General features: G+C 61.9%; 14 protein-coding genes. 7 read left to right on the top strand and 7 right to left on the bottom strand.

Features of this window, described 5'->3' with window-relative positions; translation table 11 throughout:
• On the bottom strand, window positions 1-8,275 hold an 8,275-nt coding region (locus tag AC244_RS19625; protein WP_053250500.1), incomplete at its 3' end, for a peroxidase family protein.
• Between the two features lie 526 nt (window positions 8,276-8,801).
• On the opposite strand from AC244_RS19625, the gene AC244_RS37825 reads away from it, so the two are divergent.
• The gene (locus AC244_RS37825; protein WP_152976029.1) at window positions 8,802-9,113 is read left to right on the top strand and encodes a hypothetical protein; all 312 of its coding nucleotides are present in this window, start codon (window positions 8,802-8,804) and stop codon (window positions 9,111-9,113) included.
• A gap of 260 nt (window positions 9,114-9,373) precedes the next feature.
• Here the strand turns inward: AC244_RS37825 and AC244_RS19620 are convergent, their stop codons facing one another.
• The 6 genes from AC244_RS19620 to AC244_RS19595 all read right to left on the bottom strand — a co-directional run bounded on the left by AC244_RS19620 (window position 9,374) and on the right by AC244_RS19595 (window position 14,628).
• A complete protein-coding gene (locus AC244_RS19620; RefSeq protein ID WP_053250499.1) occupies window positions 9,374-9,760 on the bottom strand; it encodes a DUF930 domain-containing protein in 387 nt (128 codons plus the stop codon).
• Window positions 9,761-9,862: 102 nt separating this feature from the next.
• Window positions 9,863-10,324 carry a YbaK/EbsC family protein gene (locus tag AC244_RS19615; RefSeq protein WP_053250498.1) on the bottom strand — a complete coding sequence of 154 codons (462 nt, stop codon included), beginning with the start codon at window positions 10,322-10,324 and terminating at the stop codon, window positions 9,863-9,865.
• Between the two features lie 104 nt (window positions 10,325-10,428).
• Window positions 10,429-10,617, bottom strand: coding sequence for a hypothetical protein (locus AC244_RS19610; protein WP_053250497.1), 189 nt, complete (start codon window positions 10,615-10,617; stop codon window positions 10,429-10,431).
• Between the two features lie 76 nt (window positions 10,618-10,693).
• The gene (locus AC244_RS19605; protein ID WP_053250496.1) at window positions 10,694-10,948 is read right to left on the bottom strand and encodes a GlsB/YeaQ/YmgE family stress response membrane protein; all 255 of its coding nucleotides are present in this window, start codon (window positions 10,946-10,948) and stop codon (window positions 10,694-10,696) included.
• A gap of 274 nt (window positions 10,949-11,222) precedes the next feature.
• Window positions 11,223-12,515 carry an L-rhamnose catabolism isomerase gene (rhaI, locus tag AC244_RS19600; protein WP_053250495.1) on the bottom strand — a complete coding sequence of 431 codons (1,293 nt, stop codon included), beginning with the start codon at window positions 12,513-12,515 and terminating at the stop codon, window positions 11,223-11,225.
• A gap of 13 nt (window positions 12,516-12,528) precedes the next feature.
• Complete coding sequence (locus tag AC244_RS19595; RefSeq protein WP_053250494.1) at window positions 12,529-14,628, bottom strand: bifunctional rhamnulose-1-phosphate aldolase/short-chain dehydrogenase; 2,100 nt, start codon at window positions 14,626-14,628, stop codon at window positions 12,529-12,531.
• Between the two features lie 203 nt (window positions 14,629-14,831).
• Here AC244_RS19595 and AC244_RS19590 point away from each other — a divergent pair, with 203 nt between their 5' ends.
• The 6 genes from AC244_RS19590 to rhaM all read left to right on the top strand — a co-directional run bounded on the left by AC244_RS19590 (window position 14,832) and on the right by rhaM (window position 20,835).
• Window positions 14,832-15,644 carry a DeoR/GlpR family DNA-binding transcription regulator gene (locus tag AC244_RS19590; protein ID WP_053250493.1) on the top strand — a complete coding sequence of 271 codons (813 nt, stop codon included), beginning with the start codon at window positions 14,832-14,834 and terminating at the stop codon, window positions 15,642-15,644.
• Window positions 15,645-15,769: 125 nt separating this feature from the next.
• Window positions 15,770-16,759, top strand: coding sequence for a rhamnose ABC transporter substrate-binding protein (rhaS, locus tag AC244_RS19585; protein WP_053250492.1), 990 nt, complete (start codon window positions 15,770-15,772; stop codon window positions 16,757-16,759).
• 276 nt (window positions 16,760-17,035) lie between these two features.
• Window positions 17,036-18,532 carry a sugar ABC transporter ATP-binding protein gene (locus AC244_RS19580; RefSeq protein WP_053250512.1) on the top strand — a complete coding sequence of 499 codons (1,497 nt, stop codon included), beginning with the start codon at window positions 17,036-17,038 and terminating at the stop codon, window positions 18,530-18,532.
• Window positions 18,529-19,509 (top strand): ABC transporter permease, encoded by a 981-nt coding sequence (locus AC244_RS19575; RefSeq protein WP_053250491.1) that lies wholly within the window; start codon window positions 18,529-18,531, stop codon window positions 19,507-19,509. The genes AC244_RS19580 and AC244_RS19575 overlap by 4 nt, the downstream gene beginning before the upstream one ends.
• Window positions 19,509-20,513 (top strand): ABC transporter permease, encoded by a 1,005-nt coding sequence (locus tag AC244_RS19570; RefSeq protein ID WP_053250490.1) that lies wholly within the window; start codon window positions 19,509-19,511, stop codon window positions 20,511-20,513. The genes AC244_RS19575 and AC244_RS19570 overlap by 1 nt, the downstream gene beginning before the upstream one ends.
• Before the next feature lie 7 nt (window positions 20,514-20,520).
• A complete protein-coding gene (gene rhaM, locus AC244_RS19565; protein ID WP_053250489.1) occupies window positions 20,521-20,835 on the top strand; it encodes an L-rhamnose mutarotase in 315 nt (104 codons plus the stop codon).
• Window positions 20,836-20,838 lie beyond the last annotated feature (3 nt).

The raw sequence follows: 20,838 nt of genomic DNA, 5'->3' as shown, positions 1-20,838 counted from the left end.
CCTTGTCCGCACCCGCCCCGGCTTCGATGACGTCGTTGCCGGCGTCGCCGTAGATCAGGTCGTCGCCGCCATTGCCGAACAGCATGTCGGCCCCGGTGCCGCCGTGGATCTCGTCATCGCCCGACCCGCCCGAGGCAACGTCTTCGCCGTCACCGCCGGTCAGCACATCCTCGCCGTCCTCGCCGCGCAGCACGTCGTGGCCAGCATCGCCCGACAGGATGTCGCCGGAAGCCCCGCCGAGCAGCACGTCCGCCGCCGCACCCCCCAGCAGCACATCCGCTGCGGACGTGCCGATCAGCGTGCGCGCCGCAACCGGCAACGGTGTCTCACCACCGTCGCCATCGCCATCACCACTACCGTCGCCATCACCGTCACCGTCGCCGGAACCGCAGGTGTCATCATCATCGTCGTCGTCATCGCCGCCGCCAACGGGATCGCCGTCGTCATCATCATCATCATCATCATCATCGTCTTCAGGCTCCTCGGTCCTGAAGATGTGCTCCGGGAGATCCGTCATGCCGGTATTGCGAGCGACGATGTCGGCGAATTCCTCACCGTCGACAATGTTTTCGTAGAAGTCGAAGTTGTCGAAGCGGCTGATGTAGTAGAAGCGGTCGGCTTCCTGCAGGCGGTCGAACTGCTCATGCAGGACGATCCAGAAGGTTTGCCCGACCATGCCGCCGTTGACATGCTTTTCAGCAAGGCCGCCGACCCACAGATCGACGCGGTCAATGCCCTTGACGATGCCGGTGCCATTGGCCTGCATCGCCACCTGGATGTCTGGATTGATCGACTGGAACGCGGCGATATCGCCGGGTTGCAGCACCAGATCCGGATAGGCCTGGCGGAACTGGTTGATGACCGCCTGGCTCAGCCCGTTGCGTGCCTGGAAATCCTCCCAGGAGCTGTAGGGCGAGAGGTTGCCGGCAAAGCCGCGTGCTTCCGAGACATAAGGATCCTGGGAGGCCGCCAGATCCATGCGGACCTGGTTGAGTGTTCCGAGCCCGACATCCCAACCGCGCGCCACGTTGAAGGCGAACAGGTCGGCATTGATGCGAACGAGGTCGTTGCGAACCGCGTTGACGATGTTGAAATCCACCTCTTCGGCCTGCTGGGTTATGATCCCGCCGAGAATGGAGTTGACGCCGAGCTGTTCGTAGCCGGGTTGCGGCACGTACCCGGGAGGCAAGGGACCGGTGAACACGCCGGCTTCATTGCTCGGGTTGAGGAAGGCATCAAACAGAGCCACCTGCTTCGGCTGTCCGTTGGCATCGAGAACGGTCATCGTCTGGCCGATCAGCGAATGTCCGACGCGGTAGACCGCGGCTGCGAACTCATGCGAGATGCCGGCCGTTGCATCCGGGTTGTATTCCTCGAAGCCGTGGGTGCCGTCACCACGCATGCCGCCGAGCAGCATGTCGGCGAACTCGTTGAAGACCACCCGCTGGTATTCGGCCTCGTTGAGCATCTTGGCGGCCTGGAACAGTTCTTCCGCCGTTCCCTCAAAGCCGGCTGCCTCCAGACCTTCCACATGGAAGTTGTGGTTGCGAGCCCAGATCGTATGCATCGAGGTCAGCGCGAAGTTCTCGTTGCCGCGCCCGTCGCCGACCACATAGTGGTCGAGCAGCTTGATGAAGGGGTTGGTATCGAGAAGCAGCGCATGGGTGCTGCCCATGAAGTTGGAGGTCATGGCCGGCAGCATCGCTTCGTTGATGACGCCGTTGTTGACCAGCCCGGCAAAGTAAGTCTGGAACGCCACCTGGCCGCCCGGCAACGAAGCCGAGTGGAAGACCGTGTTGTTCTCCCAGTGGTGCAGGATCAATTCGCGCAGCGTCGGCAGCAGTTTGAAGTTGCTGTTCGACGGATCCGCCGCGCCCTGAAGCAGATGCGAGCCGAGTCCGCCCGAACCGTTGCCCTCACGCAGGAACTGGCCGACCAGGTCGTTGGAACCATAGGCCTGGTTCTGATCGACGAAGGGCGAGGTCTTGTTCAGATGCTGCGGTACCCCGTCGACGATCGAGTTCACCGTCCCGCGGGTGAGATCGGCCGGATTGCCCGATCCCGGTGCGTCGTTGCCCGGTGCGCCGATCTGGATCGTGCCGTTGCCGCCCTTGCCGAGGAAATCCAGGCCGTGGTCGAAATACTGGCCGAACGCCATGAAGAAGATGTTGGCGTCCTTTTCGTTCTTCGGCAGGTCGAGTTCCTGGCTGCCAAGGATGTTGCTGATGTTGCGCGGGTCGAGCCCGGCGAACATCGGATTGACGTTGTGGTTGCCGGTCGCCGGATTGTAGGCGCCGAAATGGGCATTGGTGATGCGGATGAACGGCGTGTCGGCCGCGCCCCATGTGGGGTTGTCGATGTTGTTGCCGTGACCGGATAGCGTCCGCACACCTTCGAAGCCTTCGGTGTCGTCGTCGTCGTCAAAGGCCGGAAGCCCGTTCACGAGGTTCTTGAGGCCGGCAAGGTCGGCCGCCGTGTAAACGAATGGACCAGCGGCCGGGTCGTCTTCTGACGGCAAGAATTGAGGCGGCACCGTACCGGTGAAGGTGATCGAGTGCGTCCCGTTCGAAAGCGTCCTGCTGCCGTTTGCACTGCCGCTCAGCGTGTAGCCCGAGAGCACCGTCCCGGAGGCCAGTTCCACCACGTCTTGTGGGCGCAATGTACCAATAATCGTGTCGTCTCCGCCGTTCGAGCGGAATACGATACGGTGCTGCGAATCGAGCGCCGTGATGTCGATCGTGTCATCGCCAGCGGTGCCATCGATGGTGATCGTACTAGGATCAAGGTCCGTCCCCGCAAAATTGCCGGAGACGACGAAGGTGTCGTTACCGCCGCCACCGTTAACGTCGATCTCATCGATGCCGTTGAGTTCGGCAATCACGGTGCTCGGCCCTACGCCGACGCTGCGCGAAATCACGATGTCGGTAGCTGCCTGCAGGGCGTCAGCCGCGATGCCGGTACGGCTCAGGTAGTCGGCCTTCGATTCGATGAAGAAGGTCTCGTCCTCTCCGGATCCACGGATCCGCAGGCGGTCTGTGCCGGCACCGCCCTCAATGATGTCGCGTCCTTCGCCAGCCTCCCACAAGATCACGTCGTCACCAGCACCGGCGTCGATGGTATCATTTCCGAGGCCACCGACGATGGTATCGTCTCCTGCGAGTGCATTGATCGTATCGTTGCCGCCGAGCGCGTCGATATCGTCGTCGCCCGCCGTCCCCACGATGGTGTCGTTGCCCTCCGTTGGTTGTGTCGGCAAGCCGGCGAGCGCCTGCGCAAGGGTGACGGTGACGTCGTCGAACTGGAATGCTTCGATCCCGATGACGGCATCCTCTTCAGCGACCACCGTGCTGACGACTTCGAGTTGACCTTCCGCGTTGAATTCGAAGGTGTAGTTTTGCCGCGCACCGCTAAAGACGGCAGTATCCTGTCCGTCGCCACCGTCGAGGATGTCGTTGCCGACGCCGCCGGCCAGCGTGTCGTCACCCAAGCCACCGAAGATTTCGTCGTCCCCCGTGCCACCGATCAGTTGATCGGCACTGGCAAGGCCGAAAATCACGTCATTGCCCCCGAGGCCGTCGATCGTGTCGCTCAGCGGGGTCCCGACGAGGACGTCGTCGCCTTCGGTTGCTGCGAGATTGGTCGCGGGAACCAGCGGATCGGTTGGAACGGAGGGAACCGAACTCGGGATGCCGTCGCCATCGGTGTAGCGAACAATTGCGCGGACGCGAACGTCCGCTCCCACCTCGAACTCGCCTTCCGTCGATGGCGTAAACGACACGCCGCGGAAACCGGTATCCACGAAGACGCCGGGATCGGTCTCGATCTGCCACTCAACAATGAAGGGCGAGAAGATCGCACCGGACGGGTTGGTACCACTGACGTTGTCGGCGTCGGTCACGCCGAACAGGGAACCGTCCGCGTTCAGCCGCAGGGTGAGCACCTGGCCCACTTGCGCCAGGCCGTCGATGACCGGCTGCCCGACCGGCAGCGCGTTCAGCCCGGGAACGAGTTCGACAGTTTCGTCGGCGAACTGCAACCGCTCGATGTTGCTGACCCTGTCGACGCCGTCGCTGACCGCTGTCACGGGATCGACGAGATGGCGAACGATCGTCTGCCCGTCGTTGTCGTCGTCGAAATCGATGCCTTCGATCTCATACTGCGCTCTGTTGCCACGGTATACCGCGGTATCGATACTCTGGGGGGCGCCCGGCTCGCCATCGAGCACTTCGCGCACGATGTGCAGTTGGTCGGGCACGATTGTGCGCGATATCATCAGATCGAACAGCGACCTGCCGACCCAGGAGGCAGTCGCGGGATTGCCGCCCACTTCAGCCTGCGTGAACACATGCTTGAGGCTGTCGACGGTTGCAAGCTGGTTACCAGCCGTGTTGGCCTGACCGGTTCCGGTGATGCGGATGCGGACGTTGAGCCAGCGATCGCCATCAATGATGTCGTCGCCGCCGTTGCCTTGTATCAGGTCGCTGCCGGCGCCGCCGAGCAGAATGTTGCCGCTCTCGAAGAAGCCTGTCGTCGGGTTCACGCGGACGATCGCCTCAAGACCGGTGATGCGGTTGAGGCCAGCCTGGTCGAGGCCGTCGTTGAAGAAAATGCCTTCGGTGGTCGCCACCGTCGCATCGGGTCCGACTTCGCCAAAGGTGCGCTCATCGCCGATCAGAGTATCGTTGTGCATCCACCCGGACAGCGCCTCGACCTTGTCGAAGCGGTTGCGCAGGACATCCTCGGCCTCCGTGGTGAAGATGGGAATGCGCATGTCGGCATAGCCGTTGAGTGCCATGCCCTTGAAGATCGCCCAGTCGAAACCGAACATGCCTTCGTTGCGCATGACGCTTTCGCCCTGGACCATGATGTCGTCGCCGGATTCGGCGTCGAAATCCATTTCTTCGTTGCCGGCGAACATGACGTCGTGGCCCTTGATCGCCGAATTGAAGAACAGTTCGGAGTTGTCGCCGGCGATCGTGTCGAAGCCGCCGGCACCTTCGAGCCAGTCGTTGCCCTCGTTGCCCATCAGCAGGTCGACGCCCTCGCCGCCAGCGATGAAGTCGTCACCGGCACCGCCGAACACTTCGGTGTCGTCGACGCCGACGAAGACGACGTCCTTGCCATCGCCACCCATCAGGATGTCGATGCCGTTGGAGTTGGCGATGACGTCGTTGCCTTCCTCGCCCTTGATGAAGTCGCCGGTGTCGCCGCTGTCGGTCAGGATATCGTCGCCACCACCGCCATTGACGAGGTCGACGCCGGCGCCGGATTCGACGCGGTCATTGCCATCGTCGGCCCAGATGGCATCGTCGCCGAAGTCGGTGATGATCGTATCGGCATTGTTGGTGCCGCCGACGACGATGTGTTCGCCACCGGTAAAGCGCAGATAGTTGGCATCCGGACCCACCGTGCCGGGGTTATTGCGGATCACCTTGCCAAGGCCCATGGCCTCGAGCACGGGATCGTTGCCGGTCGGATCGGCATAAGCCTGGTTGGCCTCATTCACTTCGAGCACGAAGTCATACTTCGCAAAGGAATCGACGCCGATGTGGCGTGTAATGATGTCGTCGGCCGTGCCACGGATGCCGTCGGCGCCAGGCTGCGCCAGCTCCGTATTGGCCATCATCATCTTCGAGAAGGAGTTCTGCTCGAGCTGGTTGAGGAAGTTCTGCCCCTGCGTGCGGGTCAGGTAATAGAACCGGTCACCGTCCTGCAGGTTTTCAAGCTGGGCTTCGAAGATGGCGTTGAAGGTCGAGCCGAGCATGCCGCCGAACGGCATCTTCTTTTCGGCAAGACCGCCGATCCACAGGTCAATGAGGTTCAGGCCCGTTTCGACGCCAGCCCAGCTACCTGTTACCGCCGGATCATCGGTTCCGGTGAGGAACTCGATCCGGTCGGCCGGCGGCGTGAAGGTCCGCACGACGCCGCCGATGGTCACGACGACCGGCTGCCCCATGACGATGGCCTGTGCGGCCGCGCGTTTGCCGGCAAGCGTCGTTTCCGCTTCGATCGTGTCATGCGTGCCGTAGGCAGCGATGAAGTTGATCACTGAAGCCGGGTTCTTCAGGTTGGCAGCAAAATCCACCCAATGATCGTAGGGCTTCAGGAAGGTGGAGCCGGACGCCGCATAGAGCTGGGCTCTCGCGTCGTTGAGCGAGGGAATGCCGGTATCGCGACCGCGGGCAATGTTGATCGCCGCAAGGTCGAGCGGCAGGCCGAGCAAATTGTTGCGCAGCGAGCCGACGACGAATTCGTCGATTTCGTTGCCGTGCTCGATCGTCATGCCGCGAACGATGGCGGCGGCCGCGGCATCGTGGCTGATCGTCCCGTCAAGATCGAACTCGACCGGGTTGAGGAACGCCTCGATCAGACCTACGTCTTCACGAATGACAACCCCGTTCTCGTCGATGCGCGGCATGGCATCGGTCAGCATCGAGTGACCGAAGCGATAGACAGTGTTGGCGAATTCCGAGAAGATCGCCGGATTGATGTCGGTGACACTGTTGAAGACGAAGACGTCGATCGCCGGCTGGATCTTGCGGGCGAATTCCTCGAAGACCAGATGCTGGTACTGCATCTCCGTGGCAAAACGGGCGGCCTGGAAGATGCGCTCGCCGTCCCAGGTGAACGAGTTGAGAAGTGCTTCCCGCGCCACCGGATCGGCCGGGAATGTAGCCGGCAGTGCGTCCAGTTGTGCCTGGGTGATATCGACCGACAGCCATTCGTTGATAAAGGCGAGATCGCCACTTTGCAGAATGGTCATCTTCTGCATGTCCGTCTGGCGATTGTGCTCGGAATGGAAGATGTGGTGCACGGTCGTCAGGCCGATGTTCTCGTTGCCGCGACCGTCGCCGGTGATGTAGTGGCGGTCCAGCAGCTCATCGTCATAGGCCGTCGGGCTCGCGGCCACCTCGGCACCATCGATTACGCCGTTACCGTTCGTGTCGCCATTGATGACGTCATCGCCGTCTGCGGCCTTCATCGTCCCCGTCTGACTGTTGAACGGATTGGCATTGTGAGCGATGTCATCGAGGAACGCATGGCCGATGCGGACTGCGCCGGCGGTGAAGGTATTGACCGGTGCTGCCGGGTTACCCTCGACGACAGCGTCGTCGGCCGTATTCGGAATTCCGTCGAGGCCGACGCCGGTGACCAGTTGCGGAAACCCGTTTTCGCCGCGGATGAACTCGCCATAGGCATCGGTGCGCAGCAGCGGGATGTTGAGGGCATCGCCGTCGGTCAGCTCGATACCGAGCACGAGGCGGGCCTGGTCCTTGATGTCTGCCCAGGTCGGCAGACCGTTTGCGCTGCCATCGAGCAGCCGGCCCGTCGCCACCGGCACGCCACCAATCGTCGCGTATTCGCGCAGGAAAACCTGATGCGACGCATGCGAGGTATAGGTCTGGTTCTGGTCGACGAAGGGGGTGGTCGTGTTGATTTGTGAATCGCTGCCCGGAGCCGGGGCCGCGCGGGTCAGCACCATGAAGCGCAGTTGCGGCGGCAGGTCGTCGGCCGTGCCCAAGATCCCATCGCCGCCGAGCACCAGCGGATCGTCGTTCTGCAGCGGAACGAAGACGGTGCCGTTGCCGCCCTTGGCAATCAGGTCGAGGCCATGGTCGAAGAACTGGCCGAAGAAGGTCATCCAGGCGTTGAACGGCGCCGACAGCCCTTCGTCGGGCGCGATATTGGGAATGAGCTTGAGATCGTCATTGGTGATCGCGAGTTCGTTCGCACCGGGCGACTGACCCGGCCGGATCGGCGTCATTCCGGGATTGGCTTCCTCCCAGGCCGCAACCGCCAGCTCGTTGTTGAACCAGGCTTCGACGGCCGCCGGATTGTTGATCGACATATCGACGATCAGGTTGGAGATGATGCGCGGGTCGGCATCGGCGACGTTTCCGCCCGTGCCATAATCGGTGTTGGTCACCACGCCACCGGGGCCGAGGTTCATCGTGTCGCCGTCTTCGTCATCGCGAAAACTGGCATCGAGCAGGCGCGGCATCGGCTGATCGGCCGAGCCCCAGGTCTCGCGGCCGGAGACGATGTTGTTGTAGGTCCCGTCGACGGTGCGCAGGCCGGCGGGAACATGCGGGTCGGGAATGGCAAGCTGAGCGCCCGGCGTGCCCGCCGGAACGACATTGCCGTTCCCATCCACATAGATCGCGGTCAGTTCCTGCGCAGCAGCGCCGGAATGGGCGGTCGAGTTTCCTTCCGCGATCTTGATCTGACGCAGAATGAACATCATGTCCTGAAGATTGAGCTTGAACGCGGCCATTTTCCCCTCCGTCGAGACACAGCGATCCCCCGGAAGGACACATGTCTTTCCGCCCACAGAGGTCGCGTTACTGGTTCTGGCCGCCATTAACGCACCGAAGCCACCGTCGGCGTAGAGAACAAGGTCGGTCTTTCTTTGCGACCAAAGACGCAGACCCGTTTGCAACTTTGGTACCATGGTTTTCAGACCTAGGTCCGAGAGCAGACACGCCAAGACCTGGATGGCCGAAAGGGCAGAGCGCCTCCGTTGGGTCGAAGGGTTCATTTCCGCTGAGACATGATCCAGCCGCTTGTTCGTGAGGTCGGCAATTCGCTCACCAACTCAACCGACACCTCTGAAAACGATCTCGGTCGGCGCCGGGATGTCCGCACTGGATCGTCAAAGGGCGCGAGATGATGAACGAAGACCGCTCGGCTCTGACTGCGGCCGTTCATGCCTGATGTAGTCGGCGAACCCACGCGCCGTCAGACCGCTCGGTGCCATTCGCATATTGTCGTTTGCGAGGTAGACGACGTGCACGGGCCCGATGGAGGCGCCATGGCATATCACGCATCGATCCCACGCTGCAGATGACGTGATTAATCAATTGTTAACCATGTCGGCGCACCTTGGAACGCTGATAGCAGATTGTGCACGATCCGGTCGGATCGTTTCAGTCGGGCGTTTCGAGCCTGGACCAGCCGGGCCTGCCGCGCCGGAAAAGCAGATGCATTCGTTCATTCCTGAGGGAGTAGAGGCAAGGATGTACGAAATGGCAGATCACATGATGAAAATGCTGATGAGCATCATGGCTGCGCTGTCGCTGGGCTCGCTGCTGTTTCTGATGGCTGTCGTCTAAAGCATTTCCAGGAAAAGTGCGAAGCGGTTTTCCGTCGGGAAATGCGTAAAAACAAAGAGATAGAGCGTTTCTGCGACTCCGTCTAAGCCGAAAACGCTCTAAAGCGCGTCGCGATCTCCAGGATTCGCTTATCGCGCTTTAGGCTGTAGTTCTTTCGCATGTCGTTATCGCAAAACCGCTGTGCACCTTTGCGCGACAGGCTGTAGCGATGGCGAAAAGATCGGGGCGGCGTCGTTTGCGGGCGCCCCTTGTCCGGTCCATCAGGGATAGAGGTAGAACTCGTCCCAGCTCTCGTGCGGCACAAGCTCGCCGATCTTGTATTCGAAGGACAGGATATCCAGGTGCTCCGCATCGGTGCGGCACTTGAATTTCAGCTTGTACCATTCCCCCTTGCTACGGAACACCGCACCCGGCGCCTTCATCTTGTCTTCCTTCATGATCGGATCGGCAAAGGTGTAGGCGATCACCTTGTCCGGCTTGAAGTTGGACTTGTCGGCGTTGATGCGCTCCATCGCCTCGGTGTCGCAGCGCTGTTCCAGGCGGGTCTGCGGGTCGAGCTTTTCGAACTGGCGCACCAGGGACTGATCCATCGCCAGCGCCGGGGACATCGTGGCGGCGAAGATGAGCGGGTACGCGATTGCCTTCATGCTCGACGGGCTCCTGCTTATGGAAAGGGTCTGCCCCGGCAAATCACTGCGGGGACGCGACTGCGGTTTCAGTTAAGCTTTGTGGCCATTCCAAGGCACGGATCACGTTTCCGAAACGTCGATCCATTCGGCGCCGGTCAGTTCGACGATGCGCTGGGGATTGATGTGAACGGCTGCATTGGTCGCGCCGGCAGCGGGAACGACGATGTCGTAGGCTTTAAGCGATGTGTCGCAATAGATGTTGTGCGGCTTGGCAAGCCCGAACGGGCAGACGCCACCGACCGGATGTCCGGTTTCCGCCTCGACCTCGTCGAAGCCGAGCATGCGGGCCTTGGTGCCGAAGCGAGCCTTGTACTTCTTGTTGTCCAGCCGCGCATCGCCGCGCGTGACGATCAGGATCACGTCGCCGCCGACACGGAGCGCCAGGGTCTTGGCGATCTGGGCGGGCTCGACGCCGTGGCCTTCAGCGGCAAGCGTCACCGTTGCCGTGCTCTGTTCGAGTTCGATGACGTCGATATCAGGGGCGTGCTGCGAGAAGAATTGCTTGACTGAAGTGAGGCTCATGATGGGGCTTCAGGCTCTGGACATGGTTTCGTGGTGGACGCCGGACTGACGAACGCGTGGGCGGGCGCAAAGCGCCGCGGTCGTTGATGATCGGTGCGACTGTCTCAGTCGTCGTTGGAGGCGTCAAGGTCCTCTGGGCGCATGCCTTCCTGCTGCGGCGGCAGGTAGCCGTGGGTGGTAAACCAGTTTTCGAGGATCGCCGCGATCGCCTGTTCGCGCGTGAGCTTGCCGGGATGGTCGGCCATGAACGCCTTCAGCGCCGTTTCGATGTTGTCGGTGTGGAGTTCGCTCATGGTGTCTTCCTTCCGTTGGTCTGGCACGGCCCGCCGGGTAGGCGAGCCATGCGGTATGGGTCGTGGTAATGCGGCGTCACGCCTGTTTGACGATGCGGATCAGCACCAGCAGGATCACTGCGCCGATCGTCGCGTGCAGGATCGCCGAAAGCACGCCCGTGCCAAGGCTGATGCCGATGGCGGGAAAGAGGAAGCCGGCAATGAAGGCGCCGATGATGCCCACGACCATGTTGCCGATCAGGCCGAAGCCGAACCCCTTGACGATCAACCCGGCCAGCCAGCCGGCGATCGCACCGACTATCAGGAATACGAGAATGCTTTCGATACCCATGAATGGTTCCCTTTCCGTTGGACCTAGAAAGGAAGATAGACCAGGATTTCAAATCAGATAGGGGGCAATTTCATCGCGCGGTGATTTTTTAAGGCATGCGGCGCATTTGTGCCCGGCAATCCAGTGTCGCCCGCCGAAGAGGGCGCGCAAAGTGCGCCATCACGCTCCCAGCTTGCTCCATGATCCTCTCCTGAGATCCGAGCCGATCCGCGAAATCATGCCGAGCAGCGATCGTTGCCCGGCATGTTGCTTGTGGGGTGCGATCGGGTGGATATCAGACGATGCCGCCGCCACCGCCGGCGACGGCCGGCCGCTCGCCGGCCACCTTGGCCCGGTAGCCGCTCGCCCGATAGGTCGCGACCGGCGCGATCGCCCCGCCACTTTCGAGACGGGCCATCGCCAGGATCGGCTCGATGTCGGTCCGAAACGCGGTTTTGAGCGTTTCCGTTGCCATCAGCGCGTCGTTGTCCTGCTGGAAGCCGTCGAGCGCGACACGGTCGACGATGAGCGCTTGCGCATAGGCGCGGCAGACTTCCATGGCGCTGGTCATCAGGCTTTCGATCGGATCGGTGACATTGTGGCTCTGGTCGAGCATATGGGCCGGATCAAAGCCCTCGGCACCCCGCGTTTCCGCATCGACGAGTTCGTTGAAGACGAGGAACAGGCGATACGGGTCGATCGAGCCGGTGTCGAGGTCGTCGTCGCCATATTTCGAATCGTTGAAGTGGAAGCCGCCGAGTTTCCTGAACTGGATCAGCCGGGCGACGATCATCTCGATATTGACGTTCGGCGCGTGATGGCCGAGGTCGACCAGGCAGAAGGCTTTGGGGCCAAGCTCCTGGGCGATCAGGTAGTTGGTGCCCCAGTCCTGCACCACGGTCGAATAGAAGGCCGGCTCGAACATCTTGTGTTCGGTAAAGACGCGCCAGTTCTCGGGCAGCGCCGCATAGACCGATTTCATGGCATCGAGGTAACGCTCGAACGACTTGGTGAAGTTGCTCTGGCCGGGAAAGTTGGAGCCGTCGCCGACCCAGACCGTCAGGGCCTTCGAGCCGAGCTGCCGGCCGATGTCGATGCATTCGAGATTGTGCTCGACCGCTTGGGCGCGCGTGGCCGCGTCGCTGTGCGACAGCGATCCGAACTTGTAGGAATGCGCCTGTCCGGGCGCATCCGAGAAGGTGTTCGAGTTCATCGCGTCGAAGCCGAGGCCGAGGGCTGCGCCCTTCTGCTTCAGTTCCGGGAGATCGCTGACCTTGTCCCACGGAATGTGCAGCGAGACGTTGGGCGTTGCGCGCGTCAACTGCTGGATGACGGCGCAGTCCTCCAGCTTGTCGAAGATGTTGCGCGGCTCGCCCTTGCCGGGAAAGCGGGCAAAGCGCGTGCCGCCGGTGCCCACACCCCAGGAGGGCACGGCGACGCCATAGGCCGCGACCTTGCGCTTGATAGCGTCGATGTCGACGCCGCGGCGCGCCAGCCTTTCGGCTAGGCTGGTGTAGTCCTGGCGGAGTGCCGCGTCGCGACGTTCGTTTTCTGCGTCAACGACGGTTTTGCCGATCATGGTGCTCATCAAAATCTCCGGATCAGCGAGTGAACGACTGGGCATTGCCCGCGTCGACATTGACGATGTTGCCGGTCGATTTCGCCGACATGTCCGAGGCGAGGAAGTAGATTGCCTCGGCAATGTCTTCCGGGAACACGCTGAGCTTCAGCATCGAGCGTTCGCGGTAATGTGCCTCCAGCTCCTCGACATCCATCTTGTAGGCGGCGGCGCGCTGCTCTTTCCACTCGCCGGTCCAGATTTTTGAGCCGCGCAGCACGGCGTCCGGATTGACGACATTGACGCGGATCTGGGTTGCAGCCCCCTCAAGCGCCAGGCAGCGGGCGAGGTGGATTTCGGCCGCCTTGGCGGTGCAATAGGCCGATGCGCCGGGCGAGGCGGCAAGACCGTTCTTGGAGGCGACGAAGACGACGTTGCCGCCGGCCTTCTGATTGCGGAAGATGCGGAAAGCCTCGCGCGAAACGAGGAAGTAGCCCGTCGCGAGAATGTCCATGTTCTTGTTCCAGAGCGCCAGCGTCGTATCCTCGATCGTGGCGGAGGAGGCAAGGCCGGCATTCGAGACCAGGATGTCGAGGCCGCCGAAGGCAAGCAGCGTATCGCCGAAGCCGCCCTCGACCGCCGCCTCATTGGTGACGTTCATGCTGACCGAGCGCACGAAATCCTTGCCGTGGCGGGCTGCAAGCTCGCTCTCGGCAGCGGCAAGCGCCGTTTCGTCGATATCGGCGATGACGACGCAGGCGCCTTCCTGCATCAGCCGGTGGGCTGTTGCCTTGCCGATGCCGCCGGCGCCGCCGGTCACCAGTGCGATGCGCCCGGCCAGGCTCTTCGGCTTCGGCATGCGCTGAAGCTTGGCTTCCTCGAGCAGCCAGTACTCGATGTCGAAGGCCTCCTGTTCCGGCAGGCCGACATAGGTCGAAACCCCGGAGGCGCCGCGCATGACGTTGATGGCGTTGACATAGAACTCGCCGGAGATACGCGCCGTCGCCTTGTCCTTGGCAAAGGTGATCATGCCGACACCGGGCACGAGGTAGACGACCGCGTTCGGATCGCGCATATCAGGGCTGTCCGTGTGCTTGCAGCGCTCGTAATAGGCAGCATAATCGGCGCGGTAGGCGGCGATCGCATCCGGAAGTCCGGCAAGCGTCTTTTCGATATCCGCGGCGGCAGGATCGAAATCGACGACGAGTGGGCGGATCTTGGTTCTCAGAAAATGATCCGGGCAACTGGTGCCGAGCGCTGCGAGCGGCTTGAGATCCTTGGCCGTCACGAAGTCGAGTACCGCCTGGCTGTCGTCGAAGTGCCCGACCTTGCGCTCGTCTGCACCGATCAGGCCGCGGATGACCGGCATCAACCGCTTGGCGATCGCCACCCGCTCGCTAGCATCGAGGGTCGGCTTGGCCACGCCGCCGAAGGCTGGCCTGGTGTTTTCCGTCTCGAACCAGGCAATCGCCTTGTTGATGATTTCGATGGTGGTTTCGTAAGCTTCCCTGGCCGTGTCGCCCCAGGTGAAGAGGCCATGGCTTTCGAGCACGACGCCGCGGGCACCGGGGTTTTCCAGGCAGAACTTCTCCAGCCACAGGCCGAGCTCGTAGCCCGGGCGCTTCCAGGGCAGCCAGCCGATGTCGCTGCCGAAAATCTTCGCCGTCAACTCGCGGCTGTTTTTGGACGCAGCGATCGCGATGATCGCATCGGGGTGCATGTGATCGACGTGCTTCTTCGGCACATAGGCGTGCAGCGGCGTGTCGATCGAGGCGGCGCGCGGGTTGAGGTTGAACGTGCAATGCGGGAGATAGCCGACCATCTCGTCTTCGAAGGCGACGCCACGATAGATGCCTTTCAGGGCATTCAGTTTGTCCATGTAAAGCGTGGCGAAGCCGTCGATCTTGATCGTGCCGACGTCGCCGCCCGACCCCTTGACCCAGAGGACTTCGACGGTGCCGCCGCCAAGCGGATCCTTCTCCATTACCTTGGCCGAGGTGTTGCCGCCGCCGTAGTTGGTGATGCGCTTGTCGGAGCCGAGCAGGTTCGAACGATAGAGAAGACGCTCGGATTCGGTCATGCCCGCCGCCTTCGTCTCATCCCATAGATTGGCAAGTCGCGCGCCCTGTTGCTTGTCGAGCATCTCGAAAATCCTCCCGGTCCGTTGCCTCGCGGCTTGGCGGCCGCGTGGAGATGTGGTTGGCATCAGATCACATGGGCCGAGAGTCATTGTCAATCAAAAACGATCAAGTTCGCGCATATCGCACTGCACAATGAAAAAATATGATTGATTGTGATTGACAATGTTCGGTCGTGATGGAAGCATGCAAATTATCGGAGGAGCGGATGCACGAGAAAGAAAGACATCGGATCATTCTGTCGGCGGTTCAGGAAAAGCCCGTCGTCACGGTGCCGGAACTGGTCGATCTGACTGACAGTTCCGAGGCGACGATCCGCCGCGACATCGCGGCGCTCCACGTGCAGAAGCGGCTGCGGCGTGTGCGCGGCGGCGCGGAGGCGATCAATCCGCCGCAATTCGTCGGACTGGCCGGCCGGCCGTTCAAGGTCAATGAAGGGCTGCATGCCCGCGAGAAGCAGGCGATCGCCAAGGAAGCGGTGGCGCTCTGCGAAGACGGCGAGCCGATCATCATCAACGGCGGCACGACCACCTTCCAGATGGTGCATTTCCTCAGCAATCGCCGGATGCAGGTGTTCACCAACTCGTTTCCGATCGCCGAGCATCTGCTCAAGCATTCGAAGAATACGGTGATGCTGTCGGGCGGAACCATCTACCGCGAGCAGAACATCATCTTAAGCCCCTTCGACAACGACGTGACGCGCAATTTCTATGCGCGCCGCATGTTCATGGGCGCGCAGGGCCTGGGGCCGCTTGGCCTGATGGAGGCGGATCCGCTGTTGATCCAGGCCGAACAGAAACTGATCGATCAGGCCGACGAGCTTGTCGTGCTGGTCGACTCGTCGAAATTTCACAAGCGCTCCAGCCTCATCCTGTGCGGATTGAAGCGGATCGCCACTGTCATCACGGATTCGGGCATCGAGGACAGGCATGCCGCGATGCTCGAAAATGCCGGCGTGCGCTTGGTGGTCGCCAATGCCAGGTCCGGCGCCGATGCGGAGACTGCATCCTCGACCGCTTGAGACGGCCGAGGGGAGGGGAAGATCGGCATCAGTCGGAGAAGGCTGGGCCGGGCTTGAATTGGAGAAGGTCAGTACCGGACGATGCGGTCATCCCGATCGCGTTCCGGTCCATGGGAGGAGTGGAAATGAAGATTCTGAAGTCACTGATGGTCACGGCCGCCGTTTCATTGGCGCTGATGGCCAGTGCCGCGCATGCGGAAGACAAGAAGATCGCGCTGGTCGTCAAGGCGCTCGGCATCGGTTTCTTCGAGGCTGCCAACAAGGGCGCACAGGAAGCCGCCAAGGAGTTGGGCGACGTCGAGGTGATCTATACCGGTCCGACCTCGACGACCGCCGAGGGCCAGATCGAGGTGATCAATTCGCTGATCGCGCAGAAGGTCGATGCCATCGCCGTGTCCGCCAACGACACCGACGCTCTGGTGCCGGCGCTGAAGAAGGCGATGGATCGCGGCATCAAGGTCATCTCCTGGGATTCCGGCGTCGCCAAGGACGGTCGCCTGATGCACCTCAATCCGTCTTCGAGCCCGCTGATCGGCAACATGATCATCAAGCTCGCCGCCGACAACCTGCCGGACGGCGGCGATGTCGCCGTACTCTCGGCTTCGGCGACAGCCACGAACCAGAACACCTGGATCGAGGAAATGAAGAAGGTTCAGGGCAACTACAAGGGCATCAATGTCGTCGCGACCGTTTACGGTGACGACCTGGCCGACAAGTCCTACCGCGAAACGCAGGGCCTCATTCAGTCCCATCCGAACCTGAAGGCGATCATCGCGCCGACGTCGGTCGGTATTGTCGCGGCGGCACAGGCCGTGACGGACGCCGGCAAGATCGGCCAGATCAATGTCACGGGCTTGGGCCTGCCTTCCGAGATGGCCGGCCACGTGAAGTCGGGCGCATCCAAGTCCTTCGCGATCTGGAACCCGATCGATCTCGGCTACTCCGCGACGATGATCGCCTATGATCTCGTCAACGGTGCCGAAGCCAAGCCCGGTGCAGAGCTGAAGATGGGCCGCATGGGTGCCGTCAAGCTCGACGACAACAATGAAGGCGCTATGGCCGACCCGTTCGTTTACGACGCCTCGAATGTCGAAGAGTTCGCGAAGATCTTCTGACCGGCGAGGGGACGTCTGCCCCTCATCCGGCCTGCCGGCCACCTTCTCCCCGTTTGACGGGGAGAAGGGAATACGCGGCGATGCATCGTCCCACGAACCTCGGCGCGAACGGCGACGCCAACGGGCCCCCTCTCCCCGCAAGCGGGGAGAGGCTAGGGTGAGGGGCCTCCTTCTCCGGAAGCAAGGTGAAGGCGGTCTCGTTGCGAAGACCGCTGCCTCCTTGAAACAACTGAATTGGTGGACTCTCTCTTGCTGCAGGATACGATCACATCGCGGATGAAGCCCGCCATTGCGCTCGAGGGGATTTCGAAGTCCTTTCCTGGCGTCAAGGCATTGTCCGACGTTTCGCTGTCGCTTTATCCCGGTTCGGTCACGGCGCTCGTCGGTGAGAACGGTGCGGGCAAGTCGACCCTCGTCAAGATCTTGACCGGTATCTACCAGCCGGACGGCGGCAGCATCCGTGTCGCGGATACGGAAACGACTTTCCCGACGGCCCTTTCCGCCGCGCGCGCCGGCGTCACGGCGATCCATCAGGAAACGGTGCTCTTCGACGAACTGTCCGTCGCCGAGAACATCTTCCTCGGCCATGCCCCGCGCAATCGTTTCGGTCTGATCGACTGGGCGAAACTCAATGCCGATGCGCGCGCGCTTTTGCATCGCGCCGGTGCCGATTTCGATCCGACGATCCGGCTGCGCGACCTCGGCATTGCCAAGAAGCATCTGGTGGCGATCGCCCGCGCGCTGTCGGTCGACGCCCGCGTCGTCATCATGGACGAGCCGACGGCGGCGCTGTCGCACAAGGAAATTCACGAACTCTATGCGCTCGTCGAACGGCTGAAGGCAGACGGCAAGGCGATCCTCTTCATCAGCCACAAGTTCGACGAGATCTTCCGCATCGCCGATCGCTATACGGTGTTTCGCGATGGCTCGATGGTCGGCGAGGGGTTGATCGCCGATGTCAGCCAGGACGATCTCGTGCGCATGATGGTCGGCCGCGCCGTCGGCTCCGTCTATCCGAAGAAGGACGTTGTCATCGGCGACCCCGTTCTCACCGTCTCTGGCTATCGCCACCCGACCGAGTTCGAGGACATCAACTTCGAACTCAGGCGCGGCGAGATCCTCGGCTTCTACGGGCTGGTCGGCGCCGGCCGCTCCGAATTCATGCAGTCGCTGATCGGCATCACCCGCCCGTCGGCTGGCGCCATCAGGCTCGACGGCGAGATCCTGGTGATCCGCAGCCCGTCGGAGGCGATCAGGAGCGGTATCGTCTATGTGCCGGAGGAGCGCGGTCGCCAGGGCGCGATCATCGGTTTGCCGATCTTCCAGAATGTGACGTTGCCGTCACTGTCGCGGACCTCGCGTTCCGGCTTCCTGAAACTCGCCAACGAGTTCGCGCTTGCACGCGAATATACGTCGAGACTCGATCTGCGAGCCGCTTCCCTCGACCAGGACGTCGGCACGCTTTCCGGCGGAAACCAGCAGAAGGTGGTCATCGCCAAGTGGCTGGCAACCAAGCCGAAGGTGATCATCCTCGACGAGCCGACCAAAGGCATCGACATCGGCTCCAAAGCCGCGGTGCACGCCTTCATGAGCGAGCTTGCCGCACAGGGTCTCAGCGTCATCATGGTCTCATCGGAGATCCCCGAAATCATGGGCATGTCGGATCGCGTCATCGTCATGCGCGAGGGCCGCATCGTCGGCCGCTTCGAGCGTGACGAGTTGACGGCGGAAAAGCTGGTGCGTGCCGCAGCCGGCATTGTGGAGGCCGCGTGATGGGCAAGCTGCTGAAAAACCGTGAACTGCTGCTCGTCGGCGCAATCCTGGTGCTGATCGCCCTGATTGCCTGGCGCTTCCCGCCCTTTATCACGCCCGCCAATCTGGCACGCGTCTACAACGACACCTCGATCCTGATCATCCTGGCGCTCGGTCAGATGGCCGTGATCCTGACACGCTGCATCGATCTGTCCATGGCGGCAAACCTGGCGCTTTCCGGCATGGTCGCAGCCATGCTGAACGCGGCCTTTCCCGGCCTGCCGATCCCGATCATCATCCTGTCGGCGATGGCGCTCGGCGCTATCCTTGGCATGATCAACGGCGCGCTCGTCTGGAAGCTCGACATCCCGCCGATCGTCGTCACGCTCGGCACCCTGACCATCTATCGCGGCCTGATCTTCCTCTTGACCAACGGCAAGTGGATCAATGCCCACCAGATGAGCGATGCCTTCAAGAGCTTTCCGCGCACTGATCTTGCCGGCATTCCGGTGCTGTCCTGGCTCTCGGTCGTCATGGTCGTGACGATCTTCCTGGTGATGAGCCGCACGCCGCTCGGGCGCGCCTTCTTCGCCGTCGGCGGCAATCCGCATGCGGCCGTCTACACCGGCATCGATGTCGGACGAACGCGCTTCTTTGCCTATTGCCTCTCAGGCACGCTGGCCGGCCTGTCCGGTTATCTCTGGGTATCGCGTTATGCCGTTGCCTATGTCGATATTGCCGCCGGCTTCGAACTCGACATCATCGCCGCCTGCGTCATCGGCGGCATCACGATTGCCGGCGGCATAGGCTCGGTGCCGGGGGCAGTGCTCGGCGCGCTGTTCCTCGGCGTGATCAAGAACGCCCTGCCGGTCATCAACATCTCCCCCTTCGCCCAGATGGCGATCTCCGGCATGGTGATCATCATCGCCGTTGCCGTCAATGCGCGTGCCGAACGGCGCAAGGGACGTGTCATCCTCAGAAAGGCGGAGGCTGTCTGATGGCCGAAACGCATCTATCCCCCCGCATTATTCCCGACCGGCTTGAGGGGCGCCGCGCGCGCCTGCTGAAGAGCTGGGAAAGCCTGCTGCTCGTCGTCGCCTGCGTCATCTTCCTCGGCAATTCGCTGGCCTCGCCCTATTTCCTCGACCCGTGGAACCTGTCCGACGCCACATTCAATTTCACCGAAAAGGCGATGATCGCCTTTGCCATGGCGCTGGTGATCATTTCCGGTGAAATCGATCTCTCGGTCGCCTCGATCATCGCGCTTGCCTCGACAGCGATGGGCTATGCCGTCCAGCTCGGCTTCGACACGCCGGCTCTGGTGGTTGTCGGGCTTTCGGTCGGGCTGCTTTGCGGCATCGTCAACGGCCTGCTGATCACCGGCCTCGGCCTGCCGTCGATCGTCGTCACCATCGGCACCATGAGCCTGTTTCGCGGGCTTTCCTTTATCATCCTCGGCGATCAGGCCTTCACCGGCTATCCCGACAGCTTTTCCTGGTTCGGGCAGGGCTATGTCTGGTGGGTGTTCTCCTTCGAGTTCACGCTGTTCGTTGTCCTGGCGGTCATCTACGGCGTGGTGCTGCACAGGACCAATTTCGGCCGCGCCGTCTTTGCGATCGGCAACAACCAGACGGCCGCGCTGTTCTCCGGTATCCGCGTCGGCCGTGTGAAGTTCACGTTGTTCCTGCTAACCGGCCTGATGGCCGGGCTTGCTTCGATCTGCCTGACCTCGCGTCTCGGCTCCACCCGCCCGTCGATCGCGCTCGGCTGGGAACTGGAAGTCGTGACCATGGTGGTGCTTGGCGGCGTCAGCATTCTCGGTGGGTCCGGCACTATCCCGGGCGTGGTGCTGGCGGCCCTGATCATGGGCATGGTCACTTTCGGCTTCGGGCTTTTGAACGTGCCGGGCATCGTCATGTCGATCTTCATCGGTTTGCTGTTGATCTCGGTCATTGCCCTGCCCATCCTGTGGCGACGCGCCCGCCGCCGTCTTGCCCACTGAGGTTTCCATGGAAAAATACGCCTTCCGCATGCGGCTCAATCGGGGAATGGCCGCGGAATATACCGCGCGTCACGACGCCATCTGGCCGGAACTGGTGGCCTTGCTGAAAGAGGCAGGCGTCTCGGACTATTCCATCCATCTCGACGAAGAGAACGATCTGCTTTTCGGCGTCCTCTGGCGAACGGACGATCATGGCATGGCCGATCTGCCCTCTCATCCCGTGATGCAGAAGTGGTGGGCGCATATGGCCGACATTATGGAAACGCGTAGGGATAACGAACCTGTCGCCGTGCCGCTCAAAACCGTCTTTCACATGAGCTGACCC

This window comes from Ensifer adhaerens, assembly GCF_001270265.1.
In the GTDB taxonomy this organism is placed as follows: domain Bacteria; phylum Pseudomonadota; class Alphaproteobacteria; order Rhizobiales; family Rhizobiaceae; genus Ensifer; species Ensifer adhaerens_B.
Note: the sequence above shows the minus strand (reverse complement) of the source record. Positions and strands in the feature narration are given on the sequence as shown.

Coding starts and splice junctions, on each gene's coding strand:
- AC244_RS19610 (WP_053250497.1), bottom strand. CDS start 10,617: ATGAGCGAACTCCACACCGACAACATCGAAACGGCGCTGAAGGCGTTC.
- AC244_RS19590 (WP_053250493.1), top strand. CDS start 14,832: ATGCACGAGAAAGAAAGACATCGGATCATTCTGTCGGCGGTTCAGGAA.
- AC244_RS37825 (WP_152976029.1), top strand. CDS start 8,802: ATGGAGGCGCCATGGCATATCACGCATCGATCCCACGCTGCAGATGAC.
- AC244_RS19580 (WP_053250512.1), top strand. CDS start 17,036: ATGAAGCCCGCCATTGCGCTCGAGGGGATTTCGAAGTCCTTTCCTGGC.
- rhaI (WP_053250495.1), bottom strand. CDS start 12,515: ATGAGCACCATGATCGGCAAAACCGTCGTTGACGCAGAAAACGAACGT.
- rhaS (WP_053250492.1), top strand. CDS start 15,770: ATGAAGATTCTGAAGTCACTGATGGTCACGGCCGCCGTTTCATTGGCG.
- AC244_RS19570 (WP_053250490.1), top strand. CDS start 19,509: ATGGCCGAAACGCATCTATCCCCCCGCATTATTCCCGACCGGCTTGAG.
- rhaM (WP_053250489.1), top strand. CDS start 20,521: ATGGAAAAATACGCCTTCCGCATGCGGCTCAATCGGGGAATGGCCGCG.
- AC244_RS19605 (WP_053250496.1), bottom strand. CDS start 10,948: ATGGGTATCGAAAGCATTCTCGTATTCCTGATAGTCGGTGCGATCGCC.
- AC244_RS19620 (WP_053250499.1), bottom strand. CDS start 9,760: ATGAAGGCAATCGCGTACCCGCTCATCTTCGCCGCCACGATGTCCCCG.
- AC244_RS19595 (WP_053250494.1), bottom strand. CDS start 14,628: ATGCTCGACAAGCAACAGGGCGCGCGACTTGCCAATCTATGGGATGAG.
- AC244_RS19615 (WP_053250498.1), bottom strand. CDS start 10,324: ATGAGCCTCACTTCAGTCAAGCAATTCTTCTCGCAGCACGCCCCTGAT.